The 18,874-nt window shown below is 68.0% G+C and carries 19 protein-coding genes; 7 read left to right on the forward strand and 12 right to left on the reverse strand.

What is annotated here, in order from left to right:
• Nucleotides 1-93: 93 nt before the first annotated feature.
• The 6 genes from SY2F82_RS32350 to SY2F82_RS32375 all read right to left on the reverse strand — a co-directional run bounded on the left by SY2F82_RS32350 (nucleotide 94) and on the right by SY2F82_RS32375 (nucleotide 5,071).
• Nucleotides 94-387: a hypothetical protein gene (locus tag SY2F82_RS32350; RefSeq protein WP_200422711.1), complete on the reverse strand. Its 294-nt coding sequence runs from the start codon at nucleotides 385-387 to the stop codon at nucleotides 94-96.
• Complete coding sequence (locus tag SY2F82_RS32355; protein ID WP_200422712.1) at nucleotides 384-1,511, reverse strand: hypothetical protein; 1,128 nt, start codon at nucleotides 1,509-1,511, stop codon at nucleotides 384-386. Before SY2F82_RS32355 ends, SY2F82_RS32350 begins: the two co-directional genes overlap by 4 nt.
• An 18-nt stretch (nucleotides 1,512-1,529) precedes the next feature.
• Nucleotides 1,530-1,778: a hypothetical protein gene (locus tag SY2F82_RS32360; RefSeq protein ID WP_200422713.1), complete on the reverse strand. Its 249-nt coding sequence runs from the start codon at nucleotides 1,776-1,778 to the stop codon at nucleotides 1,530-1,532.
• 721 nt (nucleotides 1,779-2,499) lie between these two features.
• Nucleotides 2,500-3,777 carry a hypothetical protein gene (locus SY2F82_RS32365; RefSeq protein ID WP_200422714.1) on the reverse strand — a complete coding sequence of 426 codons (1,278 nt, stop codon included), beginning with the start codon at nucleotides 3,775-3,777 and terminating at the stop codon, nucleotides 2,500-2,502.
• Nucleotides 3,778-3,940: 163 nt separating this feature from the next.
• Nucleotides 3,941-4,522, reverse strand: a complete 582-nt coding sequence (locus SY2F82_RS32370; protein WP_200422715.1) for a hypothetical protein — start codon at nucleotides 4,520-4,522, stop codon at nucleotides 3,941-3,943.
• A gap of 30 nt (nucleotides 4,523-4,552) precedes the next feature.
• Nucleotides 4,553-5,071: a hypothetical protein gene (locus SY2F82_RS32375; RefSeq protein ID WP_200422716.1), complete on the reverse strand. Its 519-nt coding sequence runs from the start codon at nucleotides 5,069-5,071 to the stop codon at nucleotides 4,553-4,555.
• 191 nt (nucleotides 5,072-5,262) lie between these two features.
• Between SY2F82_RS32375 and SY2F82_RS32380 the strand changes: the two genes are divergently transcribed.
• From SY2F82_RS32380 to SY2F82_RS32395, 5 genes are all read left to right on the forward strand, one after another.
• Entirely contained in the window at nucleotides 5,263-5,589 is a 327-nt protein-coding gene (locus tag SY2F82_RS32380) for a WXG100 family type VII secretion target (protein ID WP_200422717.1), read from the forward strand.
• Between the two features lie 20 nt (nucleotides 5,590-5,609).
• Nucleotides 5,610-6,752, forward strand: a complete 1,143-nt coding sequence (locus SY2F82_RS32385) for a PE-PGRS family protein (protein WP_200422718.1) — start codon at nucleotides 5,610-5,612, stop codon at nucleotides 6,750-6,752.
• Nucleotides 6,753-6,849: 97 nt separating this feature from the next.
• Entirely contained in the window at nucleotides 6,850-6,981 is a 132-nt protein-coding gene (locus tag SY2F82_RS39580; RefSeq protein ID WP_268980415.1) for a hypothetical protein, read from the forward strand.
• Between the two features lie 548 nt (nucleotides 6,982-7,529).
• Nucleotides 7,530-7,961: a hypothetical protein gene (locus tag SY2F82_RS32390; protein WP_200422719.1), complete on the forward strand. Its 432-nt coding sequence runs from the start codon at nucleotides 7,530-7,532 to the stop codon at nucleotides 7,959-7,961.
• A 30-nt stretch (nucleotides 7,962-7,991) separates the two neighbouring features.
• Nucleotides 7,992-8,522, forward strand: a complete 531-nt coding sequence (locus SY2F82_RS32395) for a type VII secretion target (protein WP_200422720.1) — start codon at nucleotides 7,992-7,994, stop codon at nucleotides 8,520-8,522.
• 48 nt (nucleotides 8,523-8,570) lie between these two features.
• Here the strand turns inward: SY2F82_RS32395 and SY2F82_RS32400 are convergent, their stop codons facing one another.
• From SY2F82_RS32400 to SY2F82_RS32425, 6 genes are all read right to left on the reverse strand, one after another.
• Nucleotides 8,571-9,215 (reverse strand): hypothetical protein, encoded by a 645-nt coding sequence (locus SY2F82_RS32400; RefSeq protein WP_236041911.1) that lies wholly within the window; start codon nucleotides 9,213-9,215, stop codon nucleotides 8,571-8,573.
• A 107-nt stretch (nucleotides 9,216-9,322) separates the two neighbouring features.
• The gene (locus SY2F82_RS39260) at nucleotides 9,323-9,805 is read right to left on the reverse strand and encodes a hypothetical protein (RefSeq protein WP_236041912.1); all 483 of its coding nucleotides are present in this window, start codon (nucleotides 9,803-9,805) and stop codon (nucleotides 9,323-9,325) included.
• 498 nt (nucleotides 9,806-10,303) lie between these two features.
• Complete coding sequence (locus tag SY2F82_RS32410) at nucleotides 10,304-11,650, reverse strand: hypothetical protein (RefSeq protein ID WP_200422722.1); 1,347 nt, start codon at nucleotides 11,648-11,650, stop codon at nucleotides 10,304-10,306.
• Between the two features lie 257 nt (nucleotides 11,651-11,907).
• On the reverse strand, nucleotides 11,908-12,156 hold the full coding sequence (locus SY2F82_RS32415; protein WP_200422750.1) for an immunity 49 family protein: 249 nt from the start codon (nucleotides 12,154-12,156) through the stop codon (nucleotides 11,908-11,910).
• 48 nt (nucleotides 12,157-12,204) lie between these two features.
• Nucleotides 12,205-14,343: an SUKH-4 family immunity protein gene (locus tag SY2F82_RS32420; protein ID WP_200422723.1), complete on the reverse strand. Its 2,139-nt coding sequence runs from the start codon at nucleotides 14,341-14,343 to the stop codon at nucleotides 12,205-12,207.
• 14 nt (nucleotides 14,344-14,357) lie between these two features.
• Complete coding sequence (locus SY2F82_RS32425; RefSeq protein WP_200422724.1) at nucleotides 14,358-16,865, reverse strand: toxin glutamine deamidase domain-containing protein; 2,508 nt, start codon at nucleotides 16,863-16,865, stop codon at nucleotides 14,358-14,360.
• Between the two features lie 91 nt (nucleotides 16,866-16,956).
• Here SY2F82_RS32425 and SY2F82_RS32430 point away from each other — a divergent pair, with 91 nt between their 5' ends.
• On the forward strand, nucleotides 16,957-17,259 hold the full coding sequence (locus tag SY2F82_RS32430; protein WP_200422725.1) for a hypothetical protein: 303 nt from the start codon (nucleotides 16,957-16,959) through the stop codon (nucleotides 17,257-17,259).
• Nucleotides 17,260-17,832: 573 nt separating this feature from the next.
• The coding region (locus SY2F82_RS32435; protein WP_200422726.1) for a hypothetical protein at nucleotides 17,833-18,874 on the forward strand (1,042 nt) is incomplete at its 3' end.

The raw sequence follows: 18,874 nt of genomic DNA on the forward strand, positions 1-18,874 counted from the left end.
TACGGCCGTCCCTGGGGGTGAGATGCGGTCAGGCCTGACGGCGAAGAACCGATGTCATGGGACGGCAGACCTGGCCCACCCGCCCGGCCGGGTTCACCGATCGCAGGTCCCCGACTGGCTAGCGCACTGCCAGCCCGAGAAGCCGTCCTGCGGGTGGTCGATGTCGTGGTCGAGTCTGATGAAGCCGTAGACCACGACGACGGTGAACGCGACGGCGGCCAGTGCCGCCAGCCACAGTACGACCCGTAGTACTGACCTCACCGCTCCGCGGCGGCCAGGGGTCGGCTCGGCTGTCGGGGCGGGGTCCCGGTCCCAGTCACGGTCCGGGTCCGGGTCCGGGTCCGAGTCCCTGCGAGCGTCGTTGCTGGGGGTGTGCCCGCCGGTCATGCGCAGGACGTCATCTCGTCAGAGGTGCCGACGACATCGAAGTCCCGGCCCATGCCCACCGTGTTGAGGTGGGCGATGTCTGCCTGCTCCAGGTTCATGCTGGCCGGCCCCCAGCCCCCGGTCGCGTTGGCGCGGTGCTCGCTGGGAATGCCCCAGTCGTAGCGCTTCTTGACCTCGACCCGGTATGTGACCTCCCCGTCGTGGACGTAGCCGGTCAGCCGGTACTGGAAGTGGTTGAGCGCGTAGTACCACTCCGTGCTGCTGTCCCCGTCCGCGGGATTGGGAGCGGTGGACTTCCACTCGGTCGTGAACGGGCCGTCCGGGCGGCCGTGGACGTCCTTGCGCAACGTGTCGTCGACGTCCGACTGGAAAGCCGGGATCTGATCCATCATGGTCTGCGGTTCCACCTCGACCGTCTTGCCACTGCAGTCGAGGTAGTGCTGGATCAGTCCGGCCGCCGTGGGCCAGCCCTTGACCGTGGCGAAGTACGCGCCGACGTTGTTCAGCTGGTTGCGGACCTTGTGGTCCTTGGCGTCCGGCTCCTCGATGGCGAACTTCCGGTTCTCGCTCTCGAAGTTGTGGGCCGTGCCGAAGACCACCTTCAGGCTCTTGGCCAGCCACTCGTCCTCCTCGCTCGCCTGGCCGAGGACCTTGTTCAGCCGCTCCTGGAGGCGGTCAGCGGTGTTCTGGTGCTTCTCGTAGTTCTCGTGCACCTCGGGGTCGTCCGGGTCGTCGACGACGCAGAACTCGATCCGACCGTCCGCACTGACCGTCATGCCCTGCTCCAGGGCCTCCTGCTGGATCTCCTGGGCCTGGCGCTGGAGTGCCTGCAAACCCTTGGTCCCGCCGGTGCCCTTGGCTCCGTCGACCTCCGTGTCGATGAAGTCGCGCAGCCCCCTGACCTCCTTGTCCAGGGCGTCGATGTCCATCTGCACGCGGTCGCAGAACACCTGCGCCCGCTGACCGGCCTCGCCCTGCCAGTGGTCCTGGTGCAGCTTCTGGACCACGCCGTCGTGGAACTCCGTACGGGCTTCGTCGATCTTGCGGTGGATGGCGTTCCACCTGTCGGCGAACGTCTCCAGCGCGTTCGCGTCGAGTTCCATGAGTTGGTGGAAGGTGACCACGGTGCTGCTGCCTCCGGCTCAGCCGAACGGGTTGGGGGCGTGCGGGTCGGCGAACTGCGAGGCGGTCGCGAGCTCGTTCCGGTCGTAGGCGTCCGCGCCGTCGCGGAAGTTCTGGGAGGCCTCGGCCAAGCGGTCCGTGACGACTTTGAGCAGGCCCTCCCAGCGGAGCTGCATGTCGTCGATGCTGTCGACGAACGACCATCCGGGCGCCGCCTTCGCCAGGTCGCCGTCGGCGTCCTCGGCCGCGCCCCGCGTCTTGCGGAGCATCTCGGACGTGCTGTCGCACACGCCGGCCCTGGCCCGGAGGAAGGACGAGCTGACGCCGACGTCCGGATCGCCGCCCCAGACCGGTGGCGAGGCCGGCGGGGGTGTGGGCGGAGGGCCCGGCGAGGGCGACGGCTCAGGCTGCGGTGCAGCGGTCGTGGCTGGTGCCGATACCTGGGCATAGGCCAGCCTCGGATCGACCGGTTGGTTCATCGTCGCCTTTCCCGGAGCCGGTTGGCCGGCCCTCACCCCGTGCGGAAGGAACGTTCTTGCTCAGCGTAGGCCAGTAGGCACTTGACATGCCAGTGACATCTCCCTGAACCGCACACGCCGGGGCACGTGCCCGCGCCGGAGCCGTGCACATGGCTCGGCGCGGGACGCTGTCAGGGGTCGCTCTTCCTCGCGCGCGGCGACGAGCGGAACCCGACCGCGACGCTGAGCTCCCGCGGAATGGGGGCCGCAACTGCGCGCCGGCAGGTTGTCGGTGCAGGGCGGCCCTGTCGGCTGCTGCAGCCGCCTGCACCGCCTGCACCGCCTGCAGCCGGCAGGCCGCAGAGGCCGATCGGGCATCTGCCCGCGGGCTCCGCTCAGCAGGCCCCGTCTGCTTCCAGTGCGCCGACCCCGCTCGGGGTGTGCTTCCGGCCCGGCCCGGACGGGGTCGTGGCCACCAACCGGATGCAGCCGGATGGGGACAGCGATTGCTTCGGGCCGTCCCCCAACGCGGCTACGAACCGTCTGCGTGGACCGCGTAGACGTACCTCTTGCCGACGTACTCGCTCAGGTTCCAGATGACGGACTCGCTGTAGGCCCAGCCGGACGCGCCACTGCTGTGGTAGCTGAGATCCTCGCAGCCGATGGCCAGGTCGCAGACGGTGGTCGCGGTGGAGTCGCCGGAGTTGAAGGTGCGCAGTGAACCCTTCGTGGACGTGCCGGCGCTCGTCGACAGGTAGTGCTTGCTGTTGCGCGACACCACTCCCTGAATCTTCTGCTGGGCGACGGTGACAGCTTCTGACGCGGTGAGCGAGGCGATCTGCCGGTCGGTGTAGTCGAGGTTCCAGCGGACCACCTTGGGTGTGGTCGTACCGGGGCCCGTGCCGTTGAAGGTGCCGTCTGTGTAGTCGACGGTCCCGGACAGGGAGTACTCGCTCACCACCAGGCTGTCGGGGCTGCTGGCCCGGTCGAGCCCGATCGTGGTGTAGCGCAGGTACTTCCCGGCGTTGTCGTAGGCGTAGCTCTGCGGCAGGACGTACTGGTACCCATAGCCGTAGTACGACCCGTCGGTGTGCAGTCCGCACACATCCGGTTGAGTGGTGGCGACCTTGAAGAGGGTGTTCAGGTCGAACACCCTCAACCCCTTGTAGGTGTCGACGACATAGAGCAGGTTGCCGTACCACATGATGCCGCCGGCATGCTTGTGGATGGGGTTGAAGGAGTACTCCCCGGTGCCGGTCATGACCGGCTCTACGAGAAGGACGTGCCGGTACGTCGGTGTGCCGGCGGTGGTGTAGTCGACGAACGTCAGCCTCAGGCCCTTGTCGAGCGCGTACTCGTCGACGCCGTCGTCGTCGGGGTCGGTCTCGAAGTACCAGGAGACGAGGACGACCCTGTTGCTGCCGCCTGCCGGGTAGACCCCGTTGCCGTAGGCGTCGGCGCTGGTCGTGACGCCTTGCGGGATCCAGTAGTCCACCGCCTGGTCGGCGCTGTCCCAGGCGAATCCGGTCGCGAACGCCTCGACGGTGCTGGGGGCGCTGGTGAGGTGGGTGGCGTTGCGGTTGGTGTCGGCGATGACGGCCGTCGCGTCCACCTTGGTCAGCTTGGTCGCCAGACCGGCGGTCAGATCGGCGAACTCGCCGTAACTGTTGGAGGATCGGCTGCTGAGGCTGAACTGTCCCGCGTCGATCGTGGCCGCTTCGGCGACGGTGGGGACCGTCAGGCTGCCGGCGGCTGCGACGAACGGGGCCGTGGCCAGCCCCTTGAGGATCGTTCTCCGTGTCATGGTCATGAGGCGGAAAACTAAGCACACTCGATCAAGCAGCACAACCCGGCGTGCCTCGCCGGCGACACCGTCGGCATGGCCGGCGGAGCAGGAGGGGCCATCCCCGCATGCGCGGGGAGCGCCGCCTCAGAAGGGCGGGTGGACGACAGACGCGCGCCGGGGGCCTCCGTCACGTGAAGAACGTCACCAGCAGGCTGATGGCGAACCCGACAACGCCCACCGCGACCAGTATGACGGTGGTGCGCAGCAGGGCCTGGCTCGCCGACTGCCCGGAGGAGAAGCCGGTGACTGCGCCGAGGAGGCCGACGGCGAGGGGGATCAGGGCGCCGAACCACCATGCGCATCCGACGGCGATGGCGCCGACCCAACCGTGGTCCAGTTGGTAGGAGGTGTCGCCGGTCCTGCGGGCCTCGAGGATGTGGCCGCGCTGGTACAGGGCGTCGCTCTTGAGTTCGGCGTTGAGGTCCTTGACGCTGCCGTCGTCGGCGGTGAAGGTGCCGTAGCACCACCTGGTCCTGGTCTTCTTCCGTGAACTGCTCGACGTGCTCCGGTACTTGTAGTCGACGGTGCAGGTCTCGACGGTGAGCTTGCCCGGTGTGGACGTGGCGTAGGTGTAGGGGCCGAGGAAGGCGCCGAGGGCCAGGAGGACGAGGCCCACGAGGATCAGGCCCGCACCGATGAGGCGGCCGAGGCGCATCCGGTCTCCGGATGCGGAGGCATTCGTCGCGGCGTTCCCGTGTACTTGGGTCATTGAGGGTTCCTCAGGATGGAGATGCGGGCGTCACAGGGCGAATGAGCATACGAGCGCTGCCAGGACGCCCACGGCGAAGACGCCGCCCAGGACGGGGCCGGTCACGGTCGCGGCCGGCAGGCGCTGCCAGGAGGCCGTGAAACCGGGGCCGTTGCGTGTGCCGAAGCCGGTGAGGAGGCAGTAACTGCCGAATGCCAGCAAGGAGACGCAGAACGCGAGAATCGCGGCGTCCTTTCCGGGATCCCGGTCCTGCGGCTGCACGAAGGTGTCGTCCACTTGTACAACGGGGATTTTCGTCCCGGTCTCGAAACGCGACGAAGTCTGCACCGTCACGTCCTGGTGGGTCGCCCCACCGTGTTGTGCGGTCCAGGTCCCGGTGCAACTGAACTTGAGTTCCGTGGTGCGCCTGTGCGTGCCGTAGTGGGTCTTCGTGTGTGCTTCGCATGAAGAGACGGTGAGGGTTCCGTCGGTGCCCTCGCCGGCGAGTTCGCTGCGCAGTTCCGGAATGGTCAACGCGGCGACGACCGCAGCCACGACGAGCAGTCCCAACCCGAGGAGTCTTCCCGCCCACAGGCTCCCTGTACTGCTGTAACTCGGCTGTGCTGTCAGCACTGTCGGTTCCCCCCGGGCGACTTGACGATCTCTTGACTGACGGGCTGGCTGGGTCGTGCGCGAGGAGTCTAAGGTATCGGCCTGTCGTGCAATGCGAACTGCAGCAACGGGGAACCCGGGGGAGAGCGATGGAGTTCGAAACCTTTGACGTCGACACGGCCGTGCTCCGGAATCAGGGGCAGAACTTCGTCGACCTCGGAGGTGATTTCTCGAAAGCCTCCAAAGGGCTTCAGGACACCCTCGAAGGGTTGGGGGAGCCCTGGGAGGACGCGGACTTCGGGGAGCTTTTCGGCCAGGTCTACACCCCGATTCGCGACGGAATCCTCACATCGATGGAAAGTCTTGCGAAACGGCTCCAGCAAATCGGGCACAACCTGCAGGACATGGCACGTGACTACGACGGATCGGATGCGTCGAACAGCGACCTGCTGAACGGAATTTCCGGCCACATCTAATCACATACGGGGCTATTGGCATGTCGCTCACACTGCCCAGCGAGCTCGTCTGGGTGCTCGACCTCCTCGGCTACAGCTGGCCCGAGGCCGACGAAGAAGCACTGCACGAGGTCGCGGAAGCCTGGCGGAGTTTCGGCGAGGCGCTCGACGACATAGAGACGCAGGGCGAAGGCTTCGCCCGCACCGTCGTCGCCGCCAACGTAGGCACGGCCGTCGACGGATTCAGCAAGTCCTGGGGTGCCTATACCGGCGCGAACGGCGAGGACAGATACATCCCCGACGCGAAGACCGCGTGCGAAGTGATCGCCCTCGCCTTCGACGCGGCCGCGGTGGCGGTCCTCACGGCAAAGCTGTCCGTGATCGCGCAGTTGGTCGCCCTCGCCTTGGAGATCATCGCCGCGCAGGCGTCGGCGCCCTTCACCTTCGGACTGTCCGAGATCGGCGGGCTGGGCGCGACGCAGGCCACGCGTGTGATCGTCCGGGAGCTGCTCGACAAGCTCAAGAGGGAGGTCATGGAGGCGATCACCAAGGCAATGGAGCACGCCTCCATGGACGCTCTCAAGAAGATCGCCAAGGAGCAGCTCGAAAAGATCACCAAGGAGAAGGTCAAGCAGTACGCCAAGCAGCAGATCAAGGAGCAGGCCAAGCAGTTCGTCCAGGAGAAGGTGGTCGACGCCGCCAAGGACAAGGCCAAAGAGGCCGCCATCGGAATGGCGCAGAACATCGGCCGGCAGAGCATCGAGACCTACTTCGACGCGCGGTCCGGCATCGACCTCGGGGAGACGGCGGGCGTCGCCAAGACGGCGGCCGGCGAGTACGTCGACGGCCTCAAGAACGAGGTCACCGGGGGCGAGGGTTCGACGCTCGCCGGCTACACCGACGTGTCCGGGCACGTGGACAATGCCGTGGACAGCGCGACCGAGAAGGCGAGCGGGGCGGTCGGGGACCGCGTACAGCGGGGTGTCGACGCGGTGGCCGGACACGGTGCCCATGCGACGCAGGCGTCAGGCGGCGCTGAGGCCACCGCCTCCACCGAGGGTTCCAGCTCCGCGGGCACCACGCAGGCGTCCGACAGAGCCGTAGCCACCGCCTCCGCGGCCCGCTCCAGCTCCTCGAACACCTCGGAGAGCACGGACGACTGGGCCCGAAGCGAGTTCGGATGACGCCGACGCTGCCTTTCACCGCCCCGTCGCGCCATCGCCCCACGCCCTGACCGCACTTCCCGCCCTCCCCCGCCCTCAGGAAGGGCGTGCGCGACCTGTGACTGCCGACCGGGAGATCCGGGACGAGGAGCTCACGGGCATCGCCCGGGACCCCGAGCAGGCCGAGCGTGCCGAGCGGGATGCGCCGGTCCACGGCTCCGACCGGGGAGGGCGGTCGGAGCAGCGCTGAGCTTCGGGTGACTGTGTCCGAACACGAAGCCGTTCGGATACGGCGGCTCATGTCGAACAAGGGGTCGTTCGGTACGGCGGCAGTATCCGAACAACAGGTCGTTCGGTACGGCGGCACGGTGCGGGTGCTTTGGCCTGCATCGGTCGAAACGGGCCACGGCCGGGCCGAGTTGGGGAGCGCTCCGGCGACGAAGCCGTCGGATAGGCTGTGCGCCTCGAACTCATGAGTGAGCAGGAGCAACGGGGGTTGCCTTGTGTCCACTTGGGCGGACGTGCCATGCCCTGAGGGGCACTCGGCCCGGCCGACCGGGAGCCGGCGTGGCTTCTGACCTCTCCCGGCTGATGAAACAGGACTACTCGCCAACCAGGGAGCAGTCATCGCGGGGAAGCAGCTTACGGAGGTTCCCAAGGAGGACCTGCCACCGGAGGCTCAGATCGTATCCGGCCTTTGACTCCCTCCTCCGCACGGTACTGGCTGTCTCCGCTGCCCTGCTCCTGACTGGAGGCTGTATGTCTCAAGGTGACGACCCGAACGCTCCGCTGCCCCGCATGGAAAAGGACGCCGCGGTGAAATGGGCCAAGGACTCCACCGCGTACATGGCCCGGCTCACCGATGTCGAACTCACCCCCTCGACGGCCAAGGTGAATTTCGAGGCGTGCATCGGGGAGAACGACGAGGTCGCCGAGGACGGCCGGTACAGCCTCTTCTACTACGTCAACTCCCCGGCCCCTGTGACGGAGCACACACGCGTCGTGCGGACACTCCGCCGGGAACTCTCTCGGCAAGGGTACGAGGTCACCTCATACCGGGAGTTCAAGAACGCTTATGCGTCGGCGGTGTTCAGAGCCCGCAACAAGAAGAACTCCTATGTGGTCACTGCCGACACCGTCGGTTCGGGCAAGACGGAGCCACAGGAACTCTCCTTCGCCGTACGCACCCCTTGCATGCTCCCGCCCGGAGTGAAGCAGCAGCAGTTCTGAACGGCCACGAGGAACTGAGAGGAACCGCACGTGTCCCAGCGCACCGACGTCGACCCGGCTGAACTCCGCGCCTCCGCCGGAGCCTGCGACGGCATGGCCCGGACCATGAAGGACCCCGCCGACAAGGCGGTCAAGGAGACCGGCACCGCGGGTGCCTCACTCACCGGCTGGTCGATCGGACCCGCCCTGGCGGAGATCGCCACCAGCTGGAAGCCCGCGCTCGACGGCCTGCACGCCCGTATCCAAGCCGGCGGGGACAATCTCAGGTCCTCGGCAAACGGCCATGAGTGGAACGACGAGCGGGTCTCCCAGGACTTCGAGAAGACGGGCACGGACACCGCGACGCAGGCCACCCCCGGTGTGATGCCCGCGGTGCTTCGCCCGCGCGGGGGCGAGCAGCACCCCGTCCGGCACCCGGGCGCCGCCCCGGGCTTCGACCCGGGGGGCCGCCCGTCCGGCGACGGTCCGCTGGACCCGCGCACCTCGTACGGCACCAACATGCCGACATACGACGAGACCGTCGGCACCCGCCCCACGCCCGGCACGAACGACTTCGGCTGACTCGCTGCACGTGACTGAGGCTGCGGTGGACGTCCGTGGCCGCCCTTCTCAGCGCGAGGATCCGCGCATACGCTCCCGGTGCCCCTTGCGGTCCGGAACGCCCATGTAGCCGGCCTCACGCTCGGTCTCGCCGAGCCACAGCTGGGGGACCTGCTGCTGGATCGCAGCGACCAGGGCCACCCGGGAGCTCGCGGGGACAGGGAGGCGGTAGCGCAGCCGAGGAAGGGTGGGGTGCAGGGGTTCCTCTTCGCGGACCAGGGGCCACAGGACCGGGTCGTCGCGGTCGACGGGGGCGCTGGGGCACAGCTCGACGGAGTACACCTTCACGCCGCGCTTGCCCACCTTGCTCCAGTGCAGCCCGACACCGGCAAGGCTCTGCCAGGGGATGACGTTCTGCGCTTTGCCGTTGCCGACCCACAGCCCCATGTGGTCGACGCTCACGCTGGAGTTCCGAGCCGACCAGGCGGTGACCAGGCTCATGACGCTGACGAAGCCCATGAACAGCCCGATGACGATTCCCCCGATCCCCTTCGGGTTCGGGCCGCCGTCCCCCAGCCCAGCCGTCATCACGATGCCGCCGAACAGTACGAGGGCACTGATGGTCGCGAGCACGATGCCGAGGGGAATCATCCGCCGCGCGGCTCGTCGGCCGGTGGGCACGACAGTGGCGGTGGGGGAGGGGGAAGTCGACATGAGGAGGAGTGTAGGGAACATCATCGGCTCGCAGCCGACCGGGAGTTGATTGTTGCCGGCTACCGATCGGGCCGCGGACAGCGGCCCGGACCGGCACCGGCGAACCGTCAGATCTGCCCGCGCCTGTTGCCGACCACGTACGCGAGACCCCAGGCTGCGGCAGCCGCGACCACCAGGCCCAGTGGGGAGAACCAGTCGACTCCACCGTGGGCTTCGCTGGTCCACCAGGCCTTGGCCGGGAAGAAGGGTTCGGCCTCCAGCAGGTCCATGAGGGCCATGGGCGACCGCTCCCAGGCGAAGACCAGCGGGATGGCGTTGACGTAGCCGAAGAAGGCGCCGAGCGCGGCGATGACGGCCCCACCGATGCGGGCGCCGTTGCTCCGGTGAGCCATCAGGCCGACGAGGGAGCCGACAATCGCGCCGTTCAGCAGCGCGTGCGCCAGGTAGAGGGTGTTGGCCGTGGTGAGCGACTGATCCTTGTACGTGGCCAGGATGAGACCGCTGTAGAGCAGCGAGACGACGACCGAGACGAAGAATCCCAGGAGGACCGCACCGACCGGATTACCGCTCGCGCTCGGCTGCTGTCCCAAGGGGCGTGCCTGGAACGGCGGGCCGGGCTGCACCGGGTAGGGCAGCTGCGCCGGCGGCGGACCTGGGACGGGCGGCGGCCCGCCGTACACCGGAGCCTGGCCCGGAACGGGTGGCAACCCGGCCTGCACCGGTTGCTGCCCCGGAACCGGCGGCGGCCCGGGCTGCATCGCGGGCTGCCCAGGGGCAGTCGGCGGCCCGAATCCCGGCGGCTGCTGCGGCGGGGCAGGCTGGGCGTACGGGTTGGAGAGGTTCGGTGGTGGCTGCGGAGGCTGTGGTGGTGGCTGGAACGGCGGCTGGCTCATGATTCCCCCATGGCGTCAACTGGCAGAAACAGCAAGTTATCAGTGAGATCAGGAGGCGGCCGTCGGACCCGGAGCGAGCTGCGTGAAGGGCTCTGAAGGGGCAAGTGCGCCGAAGCGGTTCCCCGTTGACGAGGTACCCGGGCCGGCCCGACCCGCGCGGAACGTGCCGCGGGCAGGCAAGCCGCGGCGGGTGTGTCACTGCTCCCTGCTGTACACGCTCTCCTCCTCGCCGTCCTCCTGGTCCATCCACCGGTACTCGCCGTTCAGCTCCAGGATGAGGTCGCGGGCCCAGGCGGCGAGGAAGCGGGGACAGCCCCACACGTCGGCGGACCAGGTGCCTTCGGGCGCGGGGAAGACGTCGGACGCGTACAGATGGTGGAGGTGTGCCGCGAACTTGCGGCTGTTCCAGAGCCTGACGTCCTCGCCCGGGTGGCCGTCGTCGTGCGGGCAGGCCACTTCCGGCGGCGCGCAATCGACGGTGCGGAGCAGCGCGCGGACCTCACGGCCCACGCCGTAGGGCAGGCCGCGGATCTGCGTGACCCACAGGGCGAGAAGCAGCAGGACGAGCTGCTCGTGCGCACCTTGTGCTGTGGGGTGTCGGCGGGCGGCCCACAGGGCGACGTTCTCGGCATGCTCGTCGAAGTCGTCGGCGTCGACGACGTACGTGGTCAACGTGACGATGTCCAGGGTTCCATCGGGCAGTACACAGGTGCTGTCCAGGGCGCTGGTGTCGCGTACGCCGAACTTCGACGCGTGCGCGGTCCGCAACTCTGTGAGTGCCTCGTCGGCGAGGTCGCGCAGATAGCGCGGGCACAGCCAGGCATCGGGTGGGTACGTGTCGAAGATGTCCCGGAGTTCGGACCGGCCTCCGGGGCTGCGCAACTTGAAGCCGATCTCGGCGATGTCGGCCGACTCGAACTCGGGGTCCGGATGTTCGTCGTCGCCGTGTGTGCAGGCCGTGGGGTCCCCGAGCATCGGCAGCACCGTCTCCAAGCCCTCGATCATCGCGTCGAAGACCGACCGCTCCGTGATCCGGTACACGGCGTACCAGCAGCTGGCGTGCTGGGTGATGACGTAACCCGCTCGCGCGCCCTTGGTGGCGAGCCAGGCCACGCCGCCTGCATTCACCTCGAGATCTGTGGCGGGGTCGGAGCCGGGGTAGTCCCAGAGGATGGAGGACAGGCTGTCCACCGACGAGGTGTGGTCCTCCGGCACCTCCGCGGGTATGCCGTCGGCCGCGAAGGGGCGGATCGTATCGGCGGTGACACGGGCGATCCCGGAGATGTTGGCCGGGCACAGGTCGGCCTCGCCACGGGGCCGCCCGGGCGAATCGGCGAACATGTACCGGGCGCGCAGCCCCGCCCAGCCCGGGTCGTCCTCGGCGAGCTCGCCGAGGCTCTGCTCGTACGGGTGCGCTTCGTGTTCGCAACTGCGCTCGCCGAACTCCGATGCAGCGGCCAGCAGCGCCTCGACCGCGGCCTGCTCGGCCTCAGGGCTGGGCCGACCAGCGAGATAGGGGACCATCTCCGCGAGCCCGGCCACCCACACATGCGCTGTCTCACCACCGGGATCGGCGAGGAGGCGGCGTGGCAGTCGAGCACGACGGGTTCAGCCTCGGCGGGCTCGGTATGTGCCTGAACGCGGTTCCAAACCTCGAGCAGTTCGGCGGTTCGAGGGTCGGAGGCATCGGAAGTCTGGATCATGTTCCTTGACGACGCACCATCAGCGACCGCGGTTGCGCGGGGCCGTCGGCCGTCGATCGGACTTCTTCATGTGGAGCCGGTAGAAGTCGGCTTCGGCTACGGCCCGGTTCGTCCGAGGCGACGGGGAGCGCACGTCTGGAGGGTGTCGACCCAGTCGTAGACGTACTCGTCGTACACCGCGCCGGATTCGCGCAGCAGCGAGAGCGGTACGTTGCTCAGCTCTGTGAGTCGTTGGTGATCCCGGCAGACGAGCGCCAAGTAGAAGGCGGTGAGCCGGTTGCCCGCGTTGGCCGGCGGATGCGGGCCTGTGGAGGGGATCGTGCGCAGCTTGCCTGAGATGAGGATGCATGTCGGGGTCTTGTCTTCGCCCCGTCAGCCTGCTGTCCGACCGGTTCATTGCCGATCAGCAAAGTTGTAGTCCTCGAAGACACGTTGCCAGCACTGGGCCGAGTAGGCGTCGGGGTCGATGCGGGCAAGCCACGAGCGCAGGTCGGCTTCAGCATCTTCGATGGGCCAGTCGGAGGCGAACCACCAGTAGTAGAGCCGGACCATGGTGACGAACTGTCGCAGCGAACTCCCGGCCAAAGGATCACTGATTCCGGATGACCCGTCCTGCAGGACCTTCCCACTGGCCCCGTCCAGAAGCAGTTGTGCTCCTTGCCAGGTGCCCAGCAGAAATCCGGACCCTTGGCCGACTGGAGAATCGGAGACCTCCGTCAGACCGGCAGCGGTCAGATCCCGGGTTTCAAGCTCCAGGAAGCCGCTCACATGAGGGAAGCCGACCTCGGTCAAGAACTGGCGTGCGTCCCCATCGGAGAGGCTCGAGGGCAGTGCGTCCTGGGCGACCCGCTTGACCCGGGCTGCGCCCCATACGTTTTCGAACCACTCGGCGGAAGCTCCCAGCACGTTGGCGGGAAGAGGGGCGGTTCCCAGTCTGGCCGCCGTACGCAGCATTCTCTTCAGAATGCCTGACTGGGCCCCCGCCTCCGCCGAGCGGATGGCAACGGCGAAGACCCCGTCAGTGGACGACATCACAGCACGGTCACCTACACGAACGGCACGTCGTACATGACGCGGCATACGAGGTAGGTCCACGTGCCCTTCAGCCGCTCCAGCAGGCCTCCATCCCGAAAGGCCCTGATCCGCCGCGACAGACTCAGGCGCCATGGGAGCGTCACCGGGGTCGACAGCGGGGTCCCCGCTGTCCAGATGCCACACCTCGCTGTTTCCCTGCCCATCCGTGGCAATGGCCAAAGGGCCCGAATCAGCCTGTACCACTCGTAGCGAGCGTACAGTCGGCCGCTTGACCAAGCGGTCCGTGGTGGCGAGCCCGGGACCGGTGCCGTGTGCCCACAGGGTGTGCCATGGCAACGTGGAGGTGTCGACAGCGGCGAGAAGTCGATCGGCCAAGGCCTTGCCCGATGGTCCCCGATTGAGGAGAGAGTGGTGCAGAAGAGCCAGCCACTCGCCGTGTGCGGAGGGCCAGACACCGCGTTCGGCGAGGTAGTACAGGTTGGCGGCGAGACTTGCCGGGGGGACGGCGCGGTTGTGGTGAGCGGCTTCGAATGCCTCGAACAGGCTGTGATGGCTGACCTTTACCAGAGTGGGCGCGTCGTCGAGCAGAGACTCAAGGTCTCCGGCCGCGGCGGCGTGGCCGGCTGCCGCACGATGTACGTACCAATGGATTGCGGACGTCGGTCCCGCCGACCGCAACGCGGAGAGCACCTGTACATGAAAGCGCTCCGCTTCTTCCTGGGAGACCGTCTCGCGCCACACCTGGGCCACGGCCTCGCGACGGAAAGCGACGTTCGACCAGGCGGAGCCTGCGCTGTCTTCCTTCAGTATGTCTGCTGAGTGCGATGCTGCCAGCCGCTCCAACTGCTCGACGGGGACGTTCTGTCCCTGGGCCGCGCACAGAATTGGCCAGACGGGCAGCGGGACGGCCCGGGATTCGGACAATGCGAGGGCACGGAAGGCTGCGGCCTCGACCGGGTTTGCGGTGTCGGTCGGGGACGCGTGGTGGTCATTGTGGCCTCGCAATGTCAACTCGCGGCCGCCCAGAGCCGCCATCGCTTGCGCTGTGTCCTCGACCTCGATCAGGAGCCGCATCCGCACGCTGCGCCTGTGATTCCTGATGAGCGTCTGCACCACCTGATGCATGAGTCGTTCCGGCTCGCGCGTGGTGCGGAGAGTTCCTGCCCACTGGGTATTTGCCAGGATCACCACCGGTCCTGTGGTGATCCTGGCGACCGCCTCCGCAAAATTGCGGCCATAGGTATCGAGTGCGGCAACACCAAGGAAATCAGCCAGCTTGCGAGCGATCTCCTCCGACTGCATGCCGGCACAATCGAAGAAGAGCGCATCGGACTGCCGCTCTGAGATCTCCCGAAGCAGTTCGGTCTTGCCGGCCCCTTCTTTGCCGCCGATCCACAACCAAGCACTGCTGTCACGTGGCCTGTCGATCCACCACAGTGCGCGGTCCAAGGCGAGCTCGCGGGAGACCTCGTTCGGGCCGGGGACGGATGTGCTCATACCTCGAGTCGTTTCTAGGAATCCGACGCGGGCGCCGGGACAGCGTATGCCTTGAGGATGTCTGCCACTCTGTTGAGATGATGCTGGAAGTCCGCATCCATTGCCTGGCGCGGGGTGTTCACGCCCTCTCGCCCCTTGGGGTCGGTGAAGGGAACGACCTGCTCGCCCTTCCGGTATCCAGTTGCATAGCTTACCGGCATGTCCTTGGGCAGGTACTTCAGGATGTACCCTGAGCAGTCGGCGTGGCCCGGAGACTCAGAAGGGTGTCCACATGGTTCCCGCTCCGTGTACATGTGCAGCACGTCAAGGGGCTTCTGCCCCTGAGCTGCGCGGTCTTCGTTGAGGCGTTCTATCCAGCCGCCTATATGTGGTTCCGAGTGCGCCGGACGTGGTCCGGCGTGGCTGAATGAACTATCAGCCACGTAGTGTGTTTGTTGCGTGTGCGGATCGAACACCTCGATAACGGCAAAGTTTCGGCCGGAGAAGTCGGGCTTCATGTCGCTGGTTGCCGCGACCACCTGTTCGGCCACGCTCTCGCCGTACTTCTCGTCGAGGTAGTGCCGCGTGCGCTGAGCGGGGGTGCTGCTCTTGTTGTCAGAACCCTCCACGTTGGAGAAGTCCGACTTTGCACGCACCCCGGCGGCACGCGACGAGTTGTGGTTGTCGACGCCGTCGTAGTTCTTTTGCCGGAGAACATCGCGCTGTCGGAGCGGCTCGCGCTCTGCGTCTTCCCGCCATTTGTAAGCAGAGTTCTCGCCCTCACGCGCATATGGACTCGCTCCGACTCCCTGGTTTGTATGAAAGTGGATGCTCAGCCGTGCCAGAACAGCGACAGTCGCCAATTGCTGCCCGCGCGTCAGGTCTCCGAATCCGGGGAGCTGCATCAAGTCGCTGCGGCGCCAAGTGGTGCCGTTCTCGCTGCCCTCGAGCAGGTGGCGCAACTGATCGTTGTGATTGTTCGCCAGGGTTTCCAGGTAATCGTGTACGCGCTCTTGATCAATTTGGTGTACGTCCCGGTCCCGGAGGTCTCGCTGTGCCTGGTCACCGAGCATGCCGTAGTGCTGGTGATTCTCCGGCTGTTTCTCCTCGTACGGCGACGAACTCTCGGGAGGCGCAGCGGAGTGTTCTCCGTCATCGATGCCGTCCCCTTCGTCGTGCCAGGGGTCGCTGGAATCGGCGCCCGGCTGTGTGCCCGCCGGATCCTCGGGCTTCACATGGTCTGTGCCTGCGGGGCTGGACGGGGTATCACCGGGACGGCTGGTCGGTGAAGACGTGTGCTGTTCAGGGGCTGTATCGGTGGTCCGACCGCTGTGCGTGGTCCTGTCGTCGGTTTGTGTGCCGCTGTTCGTTTCCGGCGCGCCGTGCCGCGCAAGGGGCTCTCGATCGCTTGCGTTCCCGTCCCTGCTGCCACCACTGGTGTGCGTTGGGTTGGCGTCCGGCCTGTGAGTGCTGTCGGACGGGCGACCAGTCGAGGTTTCTTCGGACTTCGGCGTGTCCGCGTGGGTCGGGCTGTCCTCGGTGTGGCCGTCGGGGGTGGTGAGTGACGGCTCTTTTTCCGCGGTGGGAGTGGTTTCGGGGTGGTCCGGGGTTTTGCCGGGGACGTTGTCCGGGGTTCCGTCCGACGGGTTCGGCTCCGTGGCCTCGGGGCTCCCGTTTGCCTGGGAGGAGTTGTCCGGATCCTGGTGGGAAGTGTCGGCGCCTTCCTGGTGTGTGTCCGTCTCCTGGTGGGAGGTGTCGGTGTCGGGTTGAGCGGGGTGAATGGGGTTCCGGTCGGCGTCCAGCGGGATGTGCCAGACGTGCTCGGCGTTGTCTATGTGAATGGGGTCGTGGCTGACCTGTCCGGTCTGGGTGTCGATCCAGACGATGTCGCCGTGGTGGTTGACGGCGTTGAAGGCGTGGCCGCCTCCGCCGGGCCAGTCGACCTGGACGATGGCCGCTGAGCCGTGACCGGCTTGCTGGAGGGTGTTGGCGATGTTGTTGGCGGTGTCGGGGTCGCCACCGGGGCCGGCGTAGGTGTGGGCGGCGCCCGTCCAGCGGATCTGGTTGTCGTTCGCGTTGTTCTCGGGGGACCAGACGTCGGGGTTGCCGTGTTCGTCGGTGTCGAGGGTGCGGGGCGCCGAGACCTGGGGATTTCCGTACCAGGTCTCGAGGAACGAGCGGGAGCAGTCGGCGCAGTTGTTGCTGCGTCCGGGGACGGTGTTGCCGCCGTCGTTCTGGAGTTGGGACCAGTGACCGAAGGGGTCCGGGAAGCGTTGCGGGGTGCCGTCTTCGTTGTGCGGCACCGCGTCGACCAGTGCCTGCTGGTCGGCGGGGTCGGGTTCGGACAGGCCTCCCGGGTAGTGGTCCAGGTCGGAGCGAATGTCCTCCAGGCTGTCCTGCTGCGGGTGCTGCTGGTGGTTCGGGGTGCCGGGAGTGGCCTGGGGGGAGCCCGGGTGGTGCGGCGTGGCAGGCCCTGCCGAGTGCGACGGTGAGGCCGAGGCGCTCGGGGTGTGGACGGGGGTGTGGATCGGGATCGCCGTCACCTGGTGGTGTTGTTGCTGTTGCGGGTTGTTGGACGGTGCGTTCTGCGACGGCGTGTTCGGCTGTGCGGCAGGCTGCTGTGGAGCGTTGGGGGTGCGGGGCGTGCTGCCCGCGGGCTCCTGGGGCGGCCTGGTGGGGGCGGAGCCGGTGTCGGTGCCCGGCCGGTTCTGGGCACCGGAGGTGCCGGGTGTGCTCTGGGCGGTGGGGCTGTCGGCGGGGCCGGGCGGGGTTGAGGAATTCGGGGTACGGCTGCTCGGTGTCGAGGAGTCCGAGGTGCCGTTGCTCGGTGTCGATCCTCGCTCGGACCCGGTGCCGCTCGAGGTGGGGGGCGTCGTCGTGGAGGTGCTCGTGGAGGGCGGGTTGGTTCTGGGGGGCGACGACTGGGACGGGTTCTGATTCGGGGTGCTCGTGCTCGGGTTCTGGCCCGGAGTACGGGTAGGGGTGCTGCCAGCCGGGTCCGTGGTGTTGCGGGGTGCGGTGCGGTCCCCCGGGGTGGTACCGGGGGTGTTGCGGGGTGTGGTGCCGTCGCCCGGGGTCGTGTTGCGGGGTGTGGTCCCGTCGCCCGGCCTCGTGCCGGGGGTGTCGCGAGGTGACGTGCGGTCACCAGGCGTCGTACCAGGCGGGTTGCGCGGCGTGGTGCCGTCGCCCGGTGTCGTGCTCCCGGGCGTGCGCTGGGTCGGTATTCGGCCGTCTGCTGTACCGGATGCCCGGCCGTCCGCTGTTCCGGAAACGCGTCCGTCGGCCGTGCCGGATGCCCGGCCGTCCGCTGTTCCGGAAACGCGTCCGTCGGCCGTGCTGGATACCCGGCTGTCCGCGGTGCCGGATGCTCGGCTGTCCGCCGTGCCGGATACCCGGCCGTCCGCCGTTCCGGATGCCCGGCCGTCCGCCGTCGGGCTCGGGGCGCTCCGGGGTGTCGTCGGAGACGTGGGGCTCGGGGTGGAGGCAGGTCCGGTTCCTGTGGGGGAAGCCGTGCCGGAGGTACTGGCGGAAGCGGCCCTCACCGCACCCGAGTTGGCGGTCGGGCTGCTCGGGGTCGCTGCGGGCGAGGCGCTGCCGGACGTACTCCCGCCCTGGTGCGAACCGGCCACGCCGCCCGTCGTGGAAGGCGCGACAGGAGGCGTCGGGATGGCCGAGACGCCATCCACACGGCCCCCGCCACCGGTGGCCGCAGGGGACGGATCACTCGTCGTCGGTGTGGGTGCGGCACCGGAGTGGGTGGGGACGCTGGCCGCCAGGCTGTCGATCGACGTGCCGATTCCGCCGCCGCTGCCGCCTTCCGCCGGGGATGCCGTACCGCTGGAGGAGGCGCGGCTGGGTGCGGCGTGCGGTGTCGGTGAGGAGATACCGGACGGGGAAGAGCCGCCGCTGGTGCCGGTGGGGCCTGACGTGCTGGGAGCGTTGGGCGAGCCGGTGGCGTCCGGGGCGCTGTGTGATGGTGTGCCGGGGGAGGGGTCGTCGAAGTCCGACAGCGACGTCGTATGCCTCGGGGTCGGGATGTCCGAGGTGGAAGGGTTCTGCCCGGTCCCCGGGCCGGAGCCGTCGGAGTCGGGGCCCGCACCCAGATCGGGCGTGCCGACGTGGGTGCCCCCGGTGTCGGCGGATATCCCGCCGCCTATGTTCGTGCCCGGGCCGCTGTCCGAACGCGTCGACGGCGAGGAGTCCGACCCGGACGAGTCGGAACCGTCGGAGCCGGAGTGGGAGCCGGCGGAGGACGAATCTGTGGAGGACGAGGAGCTGGAGGACGAATCGGAGGACGAGGAGCTGGAGGACGAGTCGGAGGAGTTGTTCGAGGAGGAGTCCGAATCCCCATCGCTCCCGGACGAGCCGGAGTCCCCGTCACCGTCGCCCGAGCCGTCCCGGCCCTCACTCCCCGACGCCTCATGCCCGTCGATGCGGCTGTCGATGGCGTGGTGGGCGCGGTGGCCGGCCTTCTCGCCCAGGCTGTCGCGCACGCCCTCGGCGAGGGTCTGCGGGGTCTGTTTGATGGCCTCCCAGGCGCTGTCGGTGCCCT

Origin of the sequence: Streptomyces sp. Y2F8-2 (assembly GCF_014905555.1) — a bacterium.
GTDB classification, from domain to species: domain Bacteria; phylum Actinomycetota; class Actinomycetes; order Streptomycetales; family Streptomycetaceae; genus Streptomyces; species Streptomyces cynarae.

Bases quoted from the DNA above. Each gene is read 5' to 3' on its own strand.
- SY2F82_RS32350 (WP_200422711.1), bottom strand. From the start codon at position 387: ATGACCGGCGGGCACACCCCCAGCAACGACGCTCGCAGGGACTCGGAC.
- SY2F82_RS32385 (WP_200422718.1), top strand. From the start codon at position 5,610: ATGTCGCTCACACTGCCCAGCGAGCTCGTCTGGGTGCTCGACCTCCTC.
- SY2F82_RS32390 (WP_200422719.1), top strand. From the start codon at position 7,530: ATGGAAAAGGACGCCGCGGTGAAATGGGCCAAGGACTCCACCGCGTAC.
- SY2F82_RS32365 (WP_200422714.1), bottom strand. From the start codon at position 3,777: ATGACCATGACACGGAGAACGATCCTCAAGGGGCTGGCCACGGCCCCG.
- SY2F82_RS32380 (WP_200422717.1), top strand. From the start codon at position 5,263: ATGGAGTTCGAAACCTTTGACGTCGACACGGCCGTGCTCCGGAATCAG.
- SY2F82_RS32420 (WP_200422723.1), bottom strand. From the start codon at position 14,343: ATGAGCACATCCGTCCCCGGCCCGAACGAGGTCTCCCGCGAGCTCGCC.
- SY2F82_RS32360 (WP_200422713.1), bottom strand. From the start codon at position 1,778: ATGCTCCGCAAGACGCGGGGCGCGGCCGAGGACGCCGACGGCGACCTG.
- SY2F82_RS32370 (WP_200422715.1), bottom strand. From the start codon at position 4,522: ATGACCCAAGTACACGGGAACGCCGCGACGAATGCCTCCGCATCCGGA.
- SY2F82_RS32400 (WP_236041911.1), bottom strand. From the start codon at position 9,215: ATGTCGACTTCCCCCTCCCCCACCGCCACTGTCGTGCCCACCGGCCGA.